We start from the raw sequence: 17,320 nt of genomic DNA on the forward strand, positions 1-17,320 counted from the left end.
GGGTTATTTTTTAACCCATGTTCAGGTACGCCATCCTTGCATTTTTTTCCTGGTATTTTGCACTTCCGGCATTAGCCCAATCAAGCGGCCCCTTTGATTCGTACGACTGCCGCAGCGAAGTCGAGATTATCCGGTCATTGGAACGGGAACAGCAATTAAAAGCACAGGCTCGTCTTGATTCGATAGCAAAAGCGCAGGAACAGCTTCAACTGGCTACGCAGGTTTATTTCATCGAAGATACCGTGAACGGGTGGCGCTTGTGGACTATTGCTGAAAATTATGCGTTTGGAAAAAACCGCGGGGAGTTGCCTATGATTACCGCCCTTGAGGCATTACACCCCTATTTTCGTGATAAAGTTTTTCAGTTAATTCAAATCGCCCGCACTAAAGGGATTGAGCTTGCCGTAGTGGAAACATACCGCACCCGGGCCAAGCAGGCAGAATATAAAAGCATGGGCAAACGCTATACCCGCACCGGTGCCGGCAGTTCAAAACATCAATACGGGCTGGCGGTTGACCTGGTGCCGGTTGTTAATGGCCAGGCACAATGGCATAACATACACCTTTGGCGTAAAGTGGGTGTTATTGGCGAACGGTTGGGTTTGCGCTGGGGCGGCCGTTGGCGTTCACCGTTTGACCCCGGCCATTTTGAATGGACCGCGGGCCTCGGCCCAGAAGATCTTGCAAAAGGAAAAATGCCTGCTGTGCCTAAAAAAGAAATTCAGTACCCCTGCCTGGAAGACGACCTGAAGTTATTAAAGAAATACTGGAATGAGTGGGAAGTAAGTCAGTCGGCATTAGCCCGCCAGCAACGGTGAAAACTTTTCCCGACCACTTTATTTTTGGCACCAGCACAGCGGCCGCCCAGATTGAAACTGCATTTGAACACGACTGGCAAGGCGTTAAAGCACGAGATGGTTCGATCTTTCAGCGCACCACCGACCATGAGCTTCGCTTTAAAGAGGATGCCGAAATCATTGCCTCACTGGCCCCCGGTTACCGCATGAGCCTGCAATGGAGCCGGCTTCAACGCGAACCGTTCGGAAAATTTGATCCAGAAACAGTTAACGCGTATCATGAATTTTTTACAGCCCTGAAAGAAAGAGGCGTCTCCATTATGATGGTGCTTCATCATTTTACCAACCCGCTGTGGTTTACCAAAACTGGCGGATGGGAGAACAGCAGTAACATTGCAATGTGGGTGGATTACTGCCAAAAGGTACTTGATGAATTCGGGCACTATATCTCAAGCTGGAATACGTTTAATGAACCGAACGTATATGCCAGCTACGGCTGGATAACCGGATTCTTTCCGCCATTTAAAATTAACCCGTACCTGGCCGGCAAAGTAGTTAAGAATATGGGCAAAGCCCATAACCTGGTGTACGACCGTATCAAATACAAATTTCCGGATCATCCGGTTGGCATTTCACATAACGCTACCCTGTTCACCCATGAAAATGTACTCGGCTGGTTTCCGGCCCGCTTAAGCGATTGGTGGTTTATGGAATATGTTCCCAGTCACTTTGAAAAGGCTGACTTTTTCGGAATGAGTTATTATGCCCGTGTAACCCACGATCCAATGCCGGTTACTTACGTGGATACGCCTGAAAAAATTAAAGCACTCGGCAAAAACCATGACGACATGTGGGAGTACCACCCGGAAGGTTTGCGCACATGCCTCGAGCGGTATTGGAATAAATACAGAAAGCCGATTATCATTACTGAAAATGGTGTGTGCGATGCACGTGATGAATTACGGCAACAGGCCATTGGCGATTATGCCCGCATCGTGCTTAAAGCCATTGAGGATGGAATTGACGTACGGGGGTATTACTGGTGGAGCACCTGGGATAACTTTGAATGGCACCTGGGCCCTTCGATGAAATTCGGATTATACGCATGTGATCCGGTAACCATGGAGAGGTATAAAAAGAAAAGTGCCGATCTTTATTCTTCACTGGCTTTTGCCAAAAATCTTAATGTACTTCGCCCTGAGTTAGTTTAGCCAATTGAGGGTTCGGGCAACAGCTTTTTTCCATCCGGCATACAGTCTATCACGTCTGGTGTTATCCATTTCAGGTTTAAACACACTCTGAACCTTGCGCCTGGCTGCGATATCCTGCTTTTTCCACAAACCAGCTTTTATGCCGGCCAGAAAAGCCGCACCCAATGCGGTGGATTCAATGACCTCCGGGCGCTCCACCTCAGTACCCAGGATGTCGGCCTGAAACTGCATCAGGATATTGTTGGCGCTGGCGCCACCATCAACTTTTAAGCGGGCCAGTTGTAATCCGGCATCCTCCTGCATGGCCATGAGAACATCCATTGTCTGATAGGCCAGTGATTCGAGGGTTGCTTTAATAATATGATCTTTCCCGGTATCACGGGTAAGCCCGAAAATCGCCCCGCGCGCATACATATCCCAATACGGTGCACCCAATCCGGCAAAAGCCGGAACAACATAGACATCGCTTGAACCAAGCGCCTTTGCCGCAAAGTATTCTGAGTCTTTAGATTCATCGATAAATCCTAAACTATCGCGCAGCCACTGTACGGCCGCTCCGGCAATAAATACGCTGCCTTCCAGGGCGTATTCTACCTTGTTATCAAGGCCCCAGGCAATTGTAGTAATCAATCCGTTTTTTGATGCATGAATAGTAGTGCCCGTGTTCATCAGCATAAAACAACCGGTGCCGTACGTGTTTTTAGCCATCCCCGGCTCAAAGCATGCCTGCCCGAACAAAGCAGCCTGTTGATCGCCAGCTACTCCGTAAATCGGAATGTCAACTCCGTCAAGCCGATAACTTCCAAAATCATCTGACGATTGCTTCACCTGCGGAAGCATAGAAGCCGGTATGGCAAGTGTATCCAATAATTTCTCATCCCATTTCAGGTTACGAATGTTAAACAGCATGGTTCGTGATGCATTTGATACATCAGTGGCGTGTACCTTTTTGTTGGTAAGGTTCCAAATCAGCCAGGTATCAACCGTGCCAAACAATAAATCACCTTTCGTGGCCAGTACTCTCACACCCGGAACCTGATCGAGTATCCATTTTACCTTGGTGGATGAAAAATAAGAATCAATAACAAGGCCGGTGTTAAAGCGAATATAATCTTCAAAACCCCGTACCTTCAATTCTTCACAGGAGGAAGCTGTGCGCTTATCTTGCCATACCAAGGCGTTGTAAACCGGCTGACCGGTGTGTTTATTCCACACCACCGTAGTTTCGCGCTGATTAGTGATGCCGATAGACTGTATCGACCGGGGATTAATTTTATTTTTTGCAATTAAAGAGTGGAGCACTTCGAGCTGGATAGTTAATATTTCCTCCGGGTCATGTTCAACCCAGCCGGGCTTGGGAAAAATCTGCCTGAACTCTTTTTGTTCAATGGCTTCAATTTCCGCCCGTTCATTTACCAGTACTGCCCGTGAGCTGGTTGTACCCTGATCAAGTGCGATGATGTACTTCATTTAAAATAATGCTTGATAAATAAATGCCCCGGCCAGTCCGCCACACAGGGGTCCGACTACCGGTATCCAGGAATACGCCCAGTCGGATGAACCTTTGCCTGAAATGGGCAAAATAAAATGAGCAAGGCGCGGGCCCAGATCGCGTGCCGGATTAATGGCGAAGCCTGTTGTTCCGCCAAGACTGACACCAATAGCAATAATTAATAACCCAACCACCAGCGGATTCAACCCTTCTGTAAATTTATTAGCGCCAATTGTAAGCAACCCCAAAATCAAAACTGCTGTACCAATGATTTCGCTAACCAGGTTGTTGATGGTGGACCGAATGGCCGGACCAGTACAAAATACGGCAAGTTTGGCCGCCTGATCATGGCTCACTTTCCAATGCGGCACGTAGTGTAACCACACGATAACCGCACCGGTAAACGCTCCGGCCAATTGAGCCAGGCAATACCCGGGAACAAGTTTCCATGAAAAACTTCCGGAGTAAGCAAGTGCAAGCGTAACAGCCGGATTGAGGTGGGCTCCGCTATACTGACCAACAGCATAAATTGCCAACGTAACGGCAAGCCCCCAGCCAATCACAATCGTTAGCCATCCGGCATTTTCAGATTTTGTGTGTTTCAGCACAACCGCAGCCACTACCCCATCGCCCAGTACGATAAGGGTTAATGTACCTACAAACTCGGCCAGGTAAGGCGACATTCCAGAAAAACGGTTTAAGCAAGATAGCTAAAACAAACACATTGCACAGTATAGTGTCCTAATTTGTTAGGGCTATCTATTAATAATTATTCTGGCCACTTCCCCTTTTTGATTTCGGAGCAGGTATAAACCTGCCGATAGGTCACTAACATCTAATGAAGTGACCCTGCTTCTGAACAAAATCAGTTGATTCAATGAATTAAATAACTGCACATCGGCCTCTTCGGTAAAGTAAACAACCTGACCTTCCACGGGATTGGGGTAAACAACAAAACCCGGATTTGAGTATGGATTCGTTACCGAAATAACAGCTGAATACTCGGCAGTTCCATCAAAATCTACTTGTTTTAACCGATAGTAAGAAATACCCGATAAAGGAGCTTCATCAATAAAACTATAGAGTTGCAATGAATTACTTGTTCCTGCTCCAGCTATTCTGCCGATAGCTTCAAATTCAAAACCGGTAGCAGAACGTTCTACTTCAAAATAGTTGTTATTAAGTTCAGTGGCAGTCCGCCACGCCAATTCAATAGTTCTATCAACCCAGTTTGCAGTAAACGAAACAAGCTGTACCGGCAAGGGGAAGGATGTTGATGCAACAGCAAACGGGCTAAAGGATGAGACAAGAGCTGATGTAACAGTACCGGTTGAACCGGCATCGGTAGTGGCGGTAACGCCTGCATCAGACCACTCGCTTCCATCCCACCGCGCTACGGTAAGGATATTGGTGTTACTGAATCCGTAACACCCGGTTGCCCTGTTCCAGGTAAGGGTAACCTGTACACTCGATGAGCCTGCCGTTCTGTTTAGCATCCAATAATCACAGGAAGACACATCCGTTACCGTTGGCGCACGTAATGTTATGTCATATCCATCCAGCGTAGGATCAGTAACAAAATATTCAGCCAAAAACGCATCCGAAACAACTGCGGGTGCTGAAATCCTTATCGGACTGAAAATGCCAGCTTTACCAGTAGGAAAGGTAAATGCATCATTGCCGATCTTTTGCATCGGACCGTTCACATACGAATTTACTGAACCTCCCGTTGCTGTTACGTTATCGCCAAGGATTAACAAATTGGTAGAAGTGGTATTCAGCAACCCATTGGTTAGGGTTAAACTTTGTGAAGCTGCATCCAGCTGACACGAAGAAAGCAGGGTTACACTCTCTGCGGTTTTATTGAGTATTACATTTCCATTAAAATTTCCTACGGCTCCGGTCAAATCAAATGTTTGAGGGCTTGAACCGGAAAACAAAATTGGGGCATTCCCACCATCGAAGCCTGATTGAACCACTGCATTGCCGCGTACATCCAGTGTTGCGGTATTAACAACCCCATTAACAAGAGTTAGGTTATTTAAAATAACTACAGATGATGCACCTGTAATATTCAGAATATCTTCGGTACAACCGGTATTGGTTACTTCAATTATCAAGTTATTAAATGTTGCACCGGCCGGCACATGCATGGTAGCTGTTCGTGAGGCACACTCCGGAAACACCGGGTCCATCCGTACCGTGCCGCTGTTGTGGTTAAACGTGCCTCCGTTGATAGTAAAGATAGTCGGGCTGCCCGACCAGGTGCCGCCTACTCGAAACACACCCGTGGGTGCGTTGAACACGCCTGCATCCAGCGTGAACTGCTGCACCAGAAAATCGGTTGTGCCCACTCCCGGGTTCACTACACCCGAACTCTTGTTCACCCGCAGGTGCGCAAACCGCGCGGTGCTCACGTTGTTGTACATTTGCGTGCTCGTGCCATTCAACAATATTGTGGCTGTACCTCCGTCTGCCCCGGCCTCCAGGTACACATCCCTGCGAACTTCTATCGTACCCGTATTCACAAAACCGTCAAACTGCGTGAAGTCATTCATTACCACTACCGAGCCCGCTCCGCTTACCGTAAAAATGTCTTCCGTACACCCTGTGTTATCGACATCAATTATCAGGTTATGAAATGTTACAGCTACCGGGGCGCTTAATGTGGCTGTGCGCTGCCCGCACTCCCCAAACACCGGGTCCATCCGTACCGTGCCGCTGTTGTGGTTAAACGTGCCTCCGTTGATAGTAAAGATAGTCGGGCTGCCCGACCAGGTGCCGCCTACACGGAACACGCCCGTGGGTGCGTTGAACACGCCTGCATCCAGCGTGAACTGCTGCACCAGAAAATCGGTTGTGCCCACTCCCGGGTTCACTACACCCGAACTCTTGTTCACCCGCAGGTGTGCAAACCGCGCGGTGCTCACGTTGTTGTACGTTTGCGTGCTCGTGCCATTCAACAATATTGTGGCTGTACCTCCGTCTGCCCCGGCCTCCAGGTACACATCCCTGCGAACTTCTATCGTACCCGTATTCACAAAACCGTCAAACTGCGTGAAGTCGTTCAGTACCACTACCGAGCCCGCTCCGCTTACCGTAAAAATGTCTTCCGTACACCCTGTGTTATCGACATCAATTATCAGGTTATGAAATGTTACAGCTACCGGGGCGCTTAATGTGGCTGTGCGCTGCCCGCACTCCCCAAACACCGGGTCCATCCGTACCGTGCCGCTGTTGTGGTTAAACGTGCCTCCGTTGATAGTAAAGATAGTCGGGCTGCCCGACCAGGTGCCGCCTACACGGAACACACCCGTGGGTGCGTTGAACACGCCTGCATCCAGCGTGAACTGCTGCACCAGAAAATCGGTTGTGCCCACTCCCGGGTTCACTACACCCGAACTCTTGTTCACCCGCAGGTGCGCAAACCGCGCGGTGCTCACGTTGTTGTACGTTTGCGTGCTCGTGCCATTCAACAATATTGTGGCTGTACCTCCGTCTGCCCCGGCCTCCAGGTACACATCCCTGCGAACTTCTATCGTACCCGTATTCACAAAACCGTCAAACTGCGTGAAGTCGTTCAGTACCACTACCGAGCCCGCTCCGCTTACCGTAAAAATGTCTTCCGTACACCCTGTGTTATCGACATCAATTATCAGGTTATGAAATGTTACAGCTACCGGGGCGCTTAATGTGGCTGTGCGCTGCCCGCACTCCCCAAACACCGGGTCCATCCGTACCGTGCCGCTGTTGTGGTTAAACGTGCCTCCGTTGATAGTAAAGATAGTCGGGCTGCCCGACCAGGTGCCGCCTACACGGAACACACCCGTGGGTGCGTTGAACACGCCTGCATCCAGCGTGAACTGCTGCACCAGAAAATCGGTTGTGCCCACTCCCGGGTTCACTACACCCGAACTCTTGTTCACCCGCAGGTGCGCAAACCGCGCGGTGCTCACGTTGTTGTACGTTTGCGTGCTCGTGCCATTCAACAATATTGTGGCTGTACCTCCGTCTGCCCCGGCCTCCAGGTACACATCCCTGCGAACTTCTATCGTACCCGTATTCACAAAACCGTCAAACTGCGTGAAGTCGTTCAGTACCACTACCGAGCCCGCTCCGCTTACCGTAAAAATGTCTTCCGTACACCCTGTGTTATCGACATCAATTATCAGGTTATGAAATGTTACAGCTACCGGGGCGCTTAATGTGGCTGTGCGCTGCGCACACTCCCCAAACACCGGGTCCATCCGTACCGTGCCGCTGTTGTGGTTAAACGTGCCTCCGTTGATAGTAAAGATAGTCGGGCTGCCCGACCAGGTGCCGCCTACACGGAACACACCCGTGGGTGCGTTGAACACGCCTGCATCCAGCGTGAACTGCTGCACCAGAAAATCGGTTGTGCCCACTCCCGGGTTCACTACACCCGAACTCTTGTTCACCCGCAGGTGCGCAAACCGCGCGGTGCTCACGTTGTTGTACGTTTGCGTGCTCGTGCCATTCAACAATATTGTGGCTGTACCTCCGTCTGCCCCGGCCTCCAGGTACACATCCCTGCGAACTTCTATCGTACCCGTATTCACAAAACCGTCAAACTGCGTGAAGTCGTTCAGTACCACTACCGAGCCCGCTCCGCTTACCGTAAAAATGTCTTCCGTACACCCTGTGTTATCGACATCAATTATCAGGTTATGAAATGTTACAGCTACCGGGGCGCTTAATGTGGCTGTGCGCTGCCCGCACTCCCCAAACACCGGGTCCATCCGTACCGTGCCGCTGTTGTGGTTAAACGTGCCTCCGTTGATAGTAAAGATAGTCGGGCTGCCCGACCAGGTGCCGCCTACACGGAACACACCCGCGGGTGCGTTGAACACGCCTGCATCCAGCGTGAACTGCTGGATGCGCAGGTTATCGCCAGTAAGTGATGGATTAAAAGAACCAGAACCCTTATTTACCCTGATATGGGCAGTGCGGCCCGAGCCACTGTTGCTGTATTCCTGATCGACAGTGCCGTTAACCAAAACGGTGCCTATTCCGCCATCTGCGCCTGCTTCGAGAAAGAAGTTGCCGCGTAATTCAATGGTACCTGAATTAAAAAAGCCATCAAAATGAGTCAGATCTCCAAGTACTATAACAGAACTCCCGGTAACAGTAAGAATGTCCTCGGTACAGCCTGTGTTGGTAACATCAAGAATTAAATGATTAAAGGTAATTGATGATGATAATGAAACAGTAGCTGTTCGCTGGGCACATCCTGTAAAATCCGGATCTAATCTTACTGTACCGGAATTATCCAAGAATGAACCACCTGTATAGGTTAGCAGTGTAACATTCGCCCCGAAAGAGCCTCCGATAAATAGCGTTCCTGAAGTTGAAATGAATGTTCCTCCGGAAAGCGTGAAAAGTCCTGAGTTGATATCGATGTCTGCGTTACTCCCTACAAAAGTGCCGGCAGCCTGAGAAAAACCAGTTGTACCGATGGTAATGGTAAATCCGGCTTGCTGAATTAGTGTTCCACTATAACCGGAGAGCAATTGAATACCCTGAACGGATATAGATGTATTAATTATGCTGTTTCCAACTCCGTTAGCATCAAAAATAGCCCTGTCGGCAGCACCCGGCACGGAAGCTCCACCGGCACCACCAGAAGTGGTTGACCAGTTGGCCGGGTCGTTCCAAAAAGAAGCTATTCCGGCAACCCAAAACCGGTCGGCACCCGCGGCCTGTGTGGCCAAGAAAATTGAAAATGCAGCACAAAGAAAAAGTGTATTTCTGCAAAAGTTGGATAAAGCCATAGACTATAGATAACCCAATTTACCAAAGATAGCGTATTTGGTATAATAATATGGCCCAACCAAGTGAAGTAACCTATAACTCCAACTCAATCGTCTCACCTACCCCGAAGGATTTGCCCGTATTTTTGGGCTTCACTTTTTTACTTTTTCCGGTGGCCTTTTCTTTTTGGTTTTTTGCCGTTTCTCCAAACAGGTTTTGCTGAACCGCCTTTGTGTCTTTGCTTTTTGATGACGGCTTTTCCTTTTTTTTTTGAACAGGTACCGGTTCCTTTGAAGATGCCGCTGTAGCATTCTCCTCCGCCAAATTTTCGTCCGTCTCAGGTTGTTCCTGAATCTCCTCAGGCAGGCTTACTTTTAAAACTTTGTGCTGCGATAACCGGTTGCCGAGGGCCTTCCATCCTTTCACATCAATCAGGTCTTCCAGGTTTACCTGCTCAGTAACTTTATCCTTACCCTTTCCCTTTATTAACTCGATTTCCACTTCAGGGGTATCGGATAAAGTGGCCAATACCAGGCGGGAGCCAATGGCTTCTGAAATAAATCCAAATTCCTTGTCGGGTGTGCTGGTTTCAATCAGGAAGCGTTTGACCATGTATTGTTTCGATTCACCATCAACATAAACAGCCGAAACCGGTTTCTTCGGATTGAACTTTTCAACCCGTAATGTCTTTTCCGGATCGAAGCGGTTATTGAGATCATAACCGGTGATTTTATACGAACCGTTCCGCATAAAGGCTATCACCTGGTCGTTGCCGTCAAATTTACCCAGGTACCGGCCGCGTTTATCTTTATTCAACCGGCCTGAACCGGCATCGTACCACAAATCAAGTTTGCTTAACGTGGAGGTGCCTGCCTGAAGGAAATCTACTTTCCGGATGGGATATTTTGTAAGCGTATTACCCCGCGCCCCTCTTCCCTTCACTTCCAGGTCAGCAAAGTCAAATTCAAAAACCTTTTTCCTTGCTGTGCTTGATTGAGAAAGTTTTACCTCCACTACTTCAGCCTCACCGTTCGGGTTACCGCTGATGTAATGCACACGACTATTCGGATTACCTTGCGTTAAGTCGTATTCCTTATCGCGGATAACGCCCGGCATGGTAAAGCGTTTAACAAATCCTTTACCGGTTTTTCCATCAGAATAGATCATGTTATATACCATTCGGTCATCTCCCTTTTTCCAGACACCGATATACATGATATCTTTACCCATAAACACCTTTTCGCTGATGCGCGAAATCAGTGCTTTACCGTCTCTGCGGATGGCAATAATGTCGTCCAGTTCAGAGCAATCACACACGTACTCATCGCGTCTCAATCCCCAGCCGGCAAAACCGTCAGCGCGGTTCACATACAACTTCTGGTTGATGGCGATAACTTCGGTTGCTGTTACCGACTGGAAGCTTCTGATTTCGGTTTTGCGTTCGCGGCCTTTGCCGTATTTTGTAAGCAGGTTTTGATAATACGCAATGGCATAATCGGTAAGGTGCTTCAGGTGGTGCTCTGTTTCTTTAAGCTCCTTTTCCAGGTCACGCAACAGTTCATCGGCCTTAAACGAATCATACTTTGATATTCGTTTAATTTTTATCTCCGTCAGTTTAACAATATCGTCCGTAGTAATCTCGCGGTAGAATTTTTTCTTGTGCGGCTTCAGGCCCTTATCGATGGTGGCAATCACCTCTTCCCATGTTTCGCACTCTTCGATGTCGCGGTAAATCCGGTTTTCGATAAAAATCTTTTCAAGCGATGAGAAGAGAATCTTTTCTTTTAGTTCGTCACGCTTTATTTCCAGCTCCCGTTTAAGCAGGGTTACGGTTTGCTGGGTATTATATTTAAGGATGTCGTTAACGCCCATGAACCGGGGCTTATCTTCCACGATAACACAGGCATTAGGCGAAATACTAATCTCACAATCGGTAAAAGCATACAATGCATCCATGGCGATTTCAGGCGACTGCCCGGGCTGAAGATGAATCTGTATTTCAACATCTTTAGCAGTGTTATCAATTACCTGCCTGATTTTAATTTGCCCTTTCTCGCTTGCTTTTACGATGGATTCAATCAACGAGGTTGTTGTGGTTGAGAATGGAATCTCCCTGATAATAAGCGTCTTTTTATCGGCTACCTCAATTTTTGCCCGCACTTTTATTTTGCCACCACGTTTGCCCTGTTCGTATTCGGTGAAGTCGGCTATGCCGCCGGTGGGGAAATCAGGATAAATCTTCGGGTTCTTTCCTTTTAATATATCAATGGAAGCTTTTATGAGTTCACAGAAATTGTGGGGCAGGATTTTGGTTGAAAGCCCTACGGCAATGCCATCTACGCCCTGGGCCAGCAGCAGCGGAAATTTTACCGGCAAGGTTACCGGCTCTTTTTTACGGCCATCGTACGATAGCTGCCACTCGGTGGTTTGCGGATTGTAAACAACCTCAAGCGCAAATTTAGAGAGCCTGGCTTCGATGTACCGGGGTGCGGCCGCGCCATCGCCTGTACGGATGTCGCCCCAGTTACCCTGGGTTTCAATAAGCAAATCTTTCTGCCCGATGTTAACAATGGCCTCCCCGATGGCCGCATCGCCATGTGGATGGTACTGCATGGTGTTACCGATAACGTTGGCCACTTTGTTAAAACGTCCGTCATCCATTTCGTGGAGCGAGTGCATGATTCTGCGCTGCACCGGTTTAAGGCCGTCTTCAATACGGGGCACGGCACGCTCAAGGATTACGTACGAGGCATAATCGAGGAACCAATTCTGGTAAAGGCCATCGATGCCTACTGAAATAATTCCGGCTTCATCCTTTTTACCCTTTGATTTTACCGCTGGGGCTTTTACCGGTTTCTTTTTTTTGCTCATTTTATTTAGTCAATCTCATCTTTTCTTTTGAATCCAATTCGTTTAGGCGACCCTGCTGGTGGATTTATTAAATAGCTAAGGGCTTTATAGATTTCTTTGAATCTGCCTTCATATTTCCTTTCCATTAATTGCAATTTCCTTAGTAATTTTTCATAGTTGACAGCCGCGCGCCTTAAGAAAACAAAAGTCCTGATAATAGCGATATTCATTGCCACGGCCCGCTTACTTTTCAGAATGCTGGAAAGCATGGCTATACCCTGTTCAGTAAATGCAAAAGGAGTATACCGTGTTCCTCCCCAGCCGGAACTTGAGGTCACAAATTGTGACCTCAAGTTCGACCATTCTTCTTTTGTAAGTTCAAACATGAAGTCATCTGGAAAACGCTCGATATTGCGCCTGACTGCTTGTTTTAAAACTTTGGTTTCAACCTGATACAACTCAGCAAGGTGAAAATCAAGCATTACCCTTTCTTTTCTAAGAAAAAAAATACGCGCTATAATTCTATCTTCTGGAATAACGGGTTTATCAGACCTTCTCATACAGAAATTAGTTCCTCATTGGTATCCTCCACTTTATCCAACTCAATGCGCAGGTTATCAATAATAAAATCCTGGCGGTCGGGCGTGTTTTTACCCATGTAAAATTCCAGTACATCGCGAAGGTGGCTGTCTTTATCCAGCGTTACCGGCTGCAGCCGGATATCATCACCGATGAACTTACCGAATTCTTCGGGCGAAATTTCACCCAGTCCTTTAAAGCGGGTAATCTCCGGTTTGCCGCCCAGTTTTTTAATGGCATCCTGCTTTTCTTCTTCGCTGTAGCAGTAAAGGGTTTCCTTTTTATTGCGTACACGGAACAACGGAGTTTCAAGAATGTAAACATGACCGGCCTTTACCAGGTCGGGGAAAAACTGCAGGAAGAACGTCATCAGCAGCAACCGGATGTGCATACCGTCCACATCGGCATCGGTAGCTATAATTACTTTATTGTACCGCAGCCCGTCCAGTCCGTCTTCAATATTCAACGCATGTTGCAGCAGGTTAAACTCCTCATTTTCATACACCACTTTCTTAGTCAGTCCAAAACAGTTGAGCGGTTTGCCCCGCAAACTGAATACGGCCTGAGTCTCCACATCGCGCGATTTGGTAATTGAGCCACTCGCGGAGTCGCCCTCCGTAATGAATATCATCGATTCGCCAGCCCGCGTGCTGTTGTCATCAAAATGGTAGCGGCAATCGCGCAGCTTGCGGTTGTGCAGGTTGGCTTTTTTGGCCCGCTCGTTGGCCAGCTTTTTTATGCCGGCAATTTCTTTACGTTCGCGCTCCGACTGCATGATGCGCTTGAGCATGGCATCGGCAACGGATGGATTTTTGTGCAGAAATATTTCCAGCTCTTTCGCAACAAAATCGCCCACATAATTCCGAATAGAAGGCCCATCCGGAGCCATGTTGATGGAGCCGAGCTTGGTTTTGGTTTGCGATTCAAACACGGGCTCCTGCACCCGAACGGCTATGGCCGCTACAATACTGGCCCTGATATCGGCTGCATCGAAATCCTTTTTGTAAAAATCGCGCACAGCCTTTACAACGCCTTCGCGGAACGCGGCCAGATGCGTGCCACCCTGTGTAGTATTTTGCCCGTTAACGAACGAGTAGTATTCTTCACCATATTGGTTACCATGAGTCATGGCTACTTCAATATCGTTACCCTTGAAATGGATTATCGGGTAACGGATTTCCTCCGGATCGGCTTTTTGCTTTAACAGGTCAAGCAGGCCGTCCTTCGAATAAAACTTTTTGCCGTTATAGTTGATAGTCAGCCCGGCATTAAGAAAGGCATAGTTCCACATCAAATCATCCAGGTATTCCGGAATAAAGTGATAGTTTTTGAACATGGTGTTGTCGGGCTCAAACACCACCAGCGTACCGTTTCGTTCGTTGCTCTTTGACACCCTCGGATCACTGGTAAGAACTCCCTTCTTAAACTCGGCAAGTTTAGTCTGGCCATCGCGAAAGGCCTGAACCTTAAAGTAATTGGATAGGGCGTTAACAGCTTTTGTACCCACGCCATTCAAGCCCACTGATTTCTGGAAGGCGCCTGAATCGTACTTGGCGCCAGTATTGATTTTAGAAACGACCTCCACAACTTTGCCCAGTGGTATTCCCCTGCCATAGTCGCGCACGGTTACGGTTTTATCGGTAATCTTGATGTCGATGGTCTTGCCAAAGCCCATCATGTGTTCGTCAATGCTGTTATCCACCACCTCTTTTACCAGCACGTAAATGCCATCGTCTTTAGCGGAGCCGTCACCCAGCTTGCCGATGTACATGCCCGGGCGCAGCCGGATGTGTTCGCGCCAGTCGAGCGACTTGATACTGGCTTCGGTATACTCAAACATGGAGCTGCCTTTATCAGATTTCATAGGCTACAGGATTTTGGTGCGCAAGATTAAAAAATGATCCTGACAAGTTTAAAAAGTAATCGGATGGCCGAATAAAGTGAATTTTTGGTTCAATTCAGTAAATCTGCTGAAATCGTTAACTACAAAAATAGGCGAAGACAAAATACATAACGTACTGATTAAGAGAGAATCACAAGTGATAAGCTGAATTACTGTTTAGGGTGTATTCCTTCGAAACAACCGCACTATCGGCCAACCTACCATCCATATTACAATAAGGCCAACACTTGAGTAGATGACCCAGCCAATCCGACTGAAGTCGAACTTTTCTGAACTGTTATACAAGCCCATGAAACTAAAACCAATAATAAAGAAGATGTTAAACGTAATGACAAGTCCGTGCAACCAGGTGCGAAAGCGCTCGGAGGGTGTAAGTTTTTTCGAAAACAGGTAAACCAGCACATTGAGTAAAGCCAGCAATATCATGGCGGAATAAAACAACCCTTCACGGGCCGTGTAGTAAACATCTTGCCTGTCCTCGTAAATTGCCACTTCCTCCGGCAGGCCGGCATACACGTAAAGCAGGTTGGCTAATGCGGCCAGCATCGACAGAAACCACACTGCCTTGAAAATCTTTAAAATCATGTTGTAATTTGCGCTGCAAATAAAACAATTCGCCTTGGATTTAAACCCGATTGTACTCTCGATACCGGTTTTTTTTATTCTAATCGGAATTGAACTGGTGGCTGAACGAATCACCCACCGCAAGTTGTACCGCCTGCCCGATGCCATTGCCAACCTGAGTTGCGGCATAACTTCACAGCTTAGCGGATTATTTCTGAAAATTTTTGCCATCGGAGTTTACGAGATACTCCACCATAACTTCAACCTGTTTACCTGGGAGCGCAACTGGCTGTATTGGCTGATGTTGTTTCTGCTGGCCGACCTTGCCTATTACTGGGCACATCGTAAGAGTCATGAAATAAACCTGTTCTGGGGCGGGCATGTGGTGCATCATCAAAGCGAAGATTATAACCTGTCGGTTGCCCTCCGGCAGAGTTCATTACAGGTTATCTGGACGTTTGCCTTCAGTCTTCCGCTTGCCTTTCTCGGCTTCCGGACGTTCGACTTCGCGTTGATGTCGGCCCTGATAACCCTATATCAGTTTTGGATTCATACCGAGACCATTAATAAGATGGGTTGGTTTGAATACATATTTAATACACCTTCGCACCACCGGGTACACCATGGGCGAAATCCGAAGTACATCGATAAGAATCATGCCGGAACATTAATTATCTGGGATCGGATGTTCGGAACTTTTCAGGAAGAAGAAGAGCGCCCTACCTATGGCATCACAAAACCAATAAACAGCTGGAATGCCGTGGTTGCCAACTTCAGTCATTATGTTGAGATGGGTAGAGACCTTAAGCGCATTCCGAACCTGGCCGATAAAGTAAAATACCTGTTTGCAAAACCCGGCTGGCTGCCCGATTACCTGGGTGGCTACCGTGCCGCGCCCGAGATTGACAAAGCACATTACCATAAGTATGAAACTGACACTACCCTATCGTTAAGCCTGTATGTGTTGTTTCAGTTTACCGTGTGCCTGGTTGGTACCGCCTGGTTTTTATTCAAGCAGAATCAATTCACGCTTGGCGAAAAAGCAATTATCACCGTATTGATTTCATTTACCGTGGTTATCTGTGGCGTATTGTTTGAAAACCGGCCGTGGGTAAAGTGGGCTGAGTGGTTCAGAATAATCAGCTACCCGATTGCCCTGATTACACTAACCTACCTGCTTGGCTGGCCCGCATGGCTTTACTACCTGGCAGCCGGGTTTATGGCTGTTTCCGTTCTTTGGTATTATTTGGTAGCGAAAAATTATGCCGTCAAAAGTAGTTCTTAGCTTCATCCTGGTACTTTGGAGTTGCGGCAAATCGCTACCGGTTTTTGAGAACATGAATCTGGCTGATTGGCAACAGGATAGAAACGGCTGCTCAGGAAAACGGGCTGCCATGGAACAAGTCATCAGCAACCAGAAAGATAAACTGCTGGCGCTTAGTGAAACACAGGTTGCTGAACTGCTCGGCCGGCCCGACCGCAACGAACTGTACAAACGCAACCAGAAGTTTTTCTATTACTTTATCCACCCCTCACCCGATTGCGATACACCGAAAGAAAATGGCCAGAAACTGGTAATCCGCTTCAATGCTACCGGCCGCGTTAAAGAGGTTACCATTGAATAATCTCGCTTAGCTTGTTAGCGCATTCACGGGTAAGTCCCTCTTTTTTCGTTTCGCTCCTTCAATCGAACTGCGGAGCCGGTTAACCAACTCGTCTTTTGATTTGAAATTTAACGGGTAAAGTGAGGAGGTTTTAAAATAAAATTCAGTACCGAGCTGCTCGGCATGATACAGATTAACTTTGTAAACACCACCCAACGATGAAATTTCTACAGACTCAATGTTTTAGAGGGGTATAATCAAATCCTGATCAGAACGAAACACATACAGAAATTCATCATCAAACGAAACCTGCTGCAACTTCCTTGTAAGCCGGATGATTCGGTAAAAGAAATACGTGTACACGGCACTCTGCGTAACGCCAAAAAATACACTCTGCCTGAATGACACAACAACAATACTACCCAGGAGCATGACGTAGGCCGCATACATAACATGCCGGTACGGCCCCAGAAACCGTGACGATAACCGATTAAGTTTTTGTTTTGCAGCCATCCATTTGCCTTTATCTTTGCCCGCAAAATACTACA

Annotated in this window: 12 protein-coding genes; 4 read left to right on the forward strand and 8 right to left on the reverse strand. The window is 47.7% G+C overall.

What is annotated here, in order from left to right; all coding sequences use genetic code 11:
- The first annotated feature begins 17 nt into the window (after positions 1–17).
- Positions 18–818 (forward strand): M15 family metallopeptidase, encoded by an 801-nt coding sequence (locus HRU69_12305; GenBank protein QOI98219.1) that lies wholly within the window; start codon positions 18–20, stop codon positions 816–818.
- Entirely contained in the window at positions 815–2,008 is a 1,194-nt protein-coding gene (locus tag HRU69_12310; GenBank protein ID QOI98220.1) for a glycoside hydrolase family 1 protein, read from the forward strand. Before HRU69_12305 ends, HRU69_12310 begins: the two co-directional genes overlap by 4 nt.
- Here the strand turns inward: HRU69_12310 and glpK are convergent.
- The 7 genes from glpK to HRU69_12345 form a co-directional block, all read right to left on the reverse strand.
- Positions 2,000–3,478: a glycerol kinase GlpK gene (gene glpK / locus HRU69_12315; GenBank protein QOI98221.1), complete on the reverse strand. Its 1,479-nt coding sequence runs from the start codon at positions 3,476–3,478 to the stop codon at positions 2,000–2,002. The two genes, HRU69_12310 and glpK, sit on opposite strands and share 9 nt — an antisense overlap.
- Positions 3,479–4,183, reverse strand: coding sequence for an aquaporin family protein (locus HRU69_12320; GenBank protein ID QOI98222.1), 705 nt, complete (start codon positions 4,181–4,183; stop codon positions 3,479–3,481).
- A 72-nt stretch (positions 4,184–4,255) separates the two neighbouring features.
- Positions 4,256–9,232, reverse strand: coding sequence for a T9SS type A sorting domain-containing protein (locus HRU69_12325; protein ID QOI98223.1), 4,977 nt, complete (start codon positions 9,230–9,232; stop codon positions 4,256–4,258).
- A 133-nt stretch (positions 9,233–9,365) separates the two neighbouring features.
- Positions 9,366–12,143, reverse strand: coding sequence for a DNA gyrase/topoisomerase IV subunit A (locus HRU69_12330; GenBank protein ID QOI98224.1), 2,778 nt, complete (start codon positions 12,141–12,143; stop codon positions 9,366–9,368).
- 5 nt (positions 12,144–12,148) lie between these two features.
- Complete coding sequence (locus HRU69_12335; protein QOI98225.1) at positions 12,149–12,682, reverse strand: ORF6N domain-containing protein; 534 nt, start codon at positions 12,680–12,682, stop codon at positions 12,149–12,151.
- Positions 12,679–14,541 carry a type IIA DNA topoisomerase subunit B gene (locus HRU69_12340; GenBank protein ID QOI98923.1) on the reverse strand — a complete coding sequence of 621 codons (1,863 nt, stop codon included), beginning with the start codon at positions 14,539–14,541 and terminating at the stop codon, positions 12,679–12,681. Before HRU69_12340 ends, HRU69_12335 begins: the two co-directional genes overlap by 4 nt.
- Positions 14,542–14,760: 219 nt before the next feature.
- Complete coding sequence (locus HRU69_12345) at positions 14,761–15,189, reverse strand: hypothetical protein (protein ID QOI98226.1); 429 nt, start codon at positions 15,187–15,189, stop codon at positions 14,761–14,763.
- A gap of 34 nt (positions 15,190–15,223) precedes the next feature.
- Between HRU69_12345 and HRU69_12350 the strand changes: the two genes are divergently transcribed.
- Both HRU69_12350 and HRU69_12355 read left to right on the forward strand, forming a co-directional pair.
- Positions 15,224–16,453: a sterol desaturase family protein gene (locus HRU69_12350; GenBank protein QOI98227.1), complete on the forward strand. Its 1,230-nt coding sequence runs from the start codon at positions 15,224–15,226 to the stop codon at positions 16,451–16,453.
- Entirely contained in the window at positions 16,431–16,793 is a 363-nt protein-coding gene (locus HRU69_12355) for a hypothetical protein (protein QOI98228.1), read from the forward strand. Before HRU69_12350 ends, HRU69_12355 begins: the two co-directional genes overlap by 23 nt.
- A gap of 222 nt (positions 16,794–17,015) precedes the next feature.
- On the opposite strand, the gene HRU69_12360 is transcribed toward HRU69_12355, so the two are convergent.
- Positions 17,016–17,285: a hypothetical protein gene (locus HRU69_12360; protein ID QOI98229.1), complete on the reverse strand. Its 270-nt coding sequence runs from the start codon at positions 17,283–17,285 to the stop codon at positions 17,016–17,018.
- Positions 17,286–17,320 lie beyond the last annotated feature (35 nt).

The organism is Flammeovirgaceae bacterium, assembly GCA_015180985.1.
Classification (GTDB): domain Bacteria; phylum Bacteroidota; class Bacteroidia; order Cytophagales; family Cyclobacteriaceae; genus UBA2336.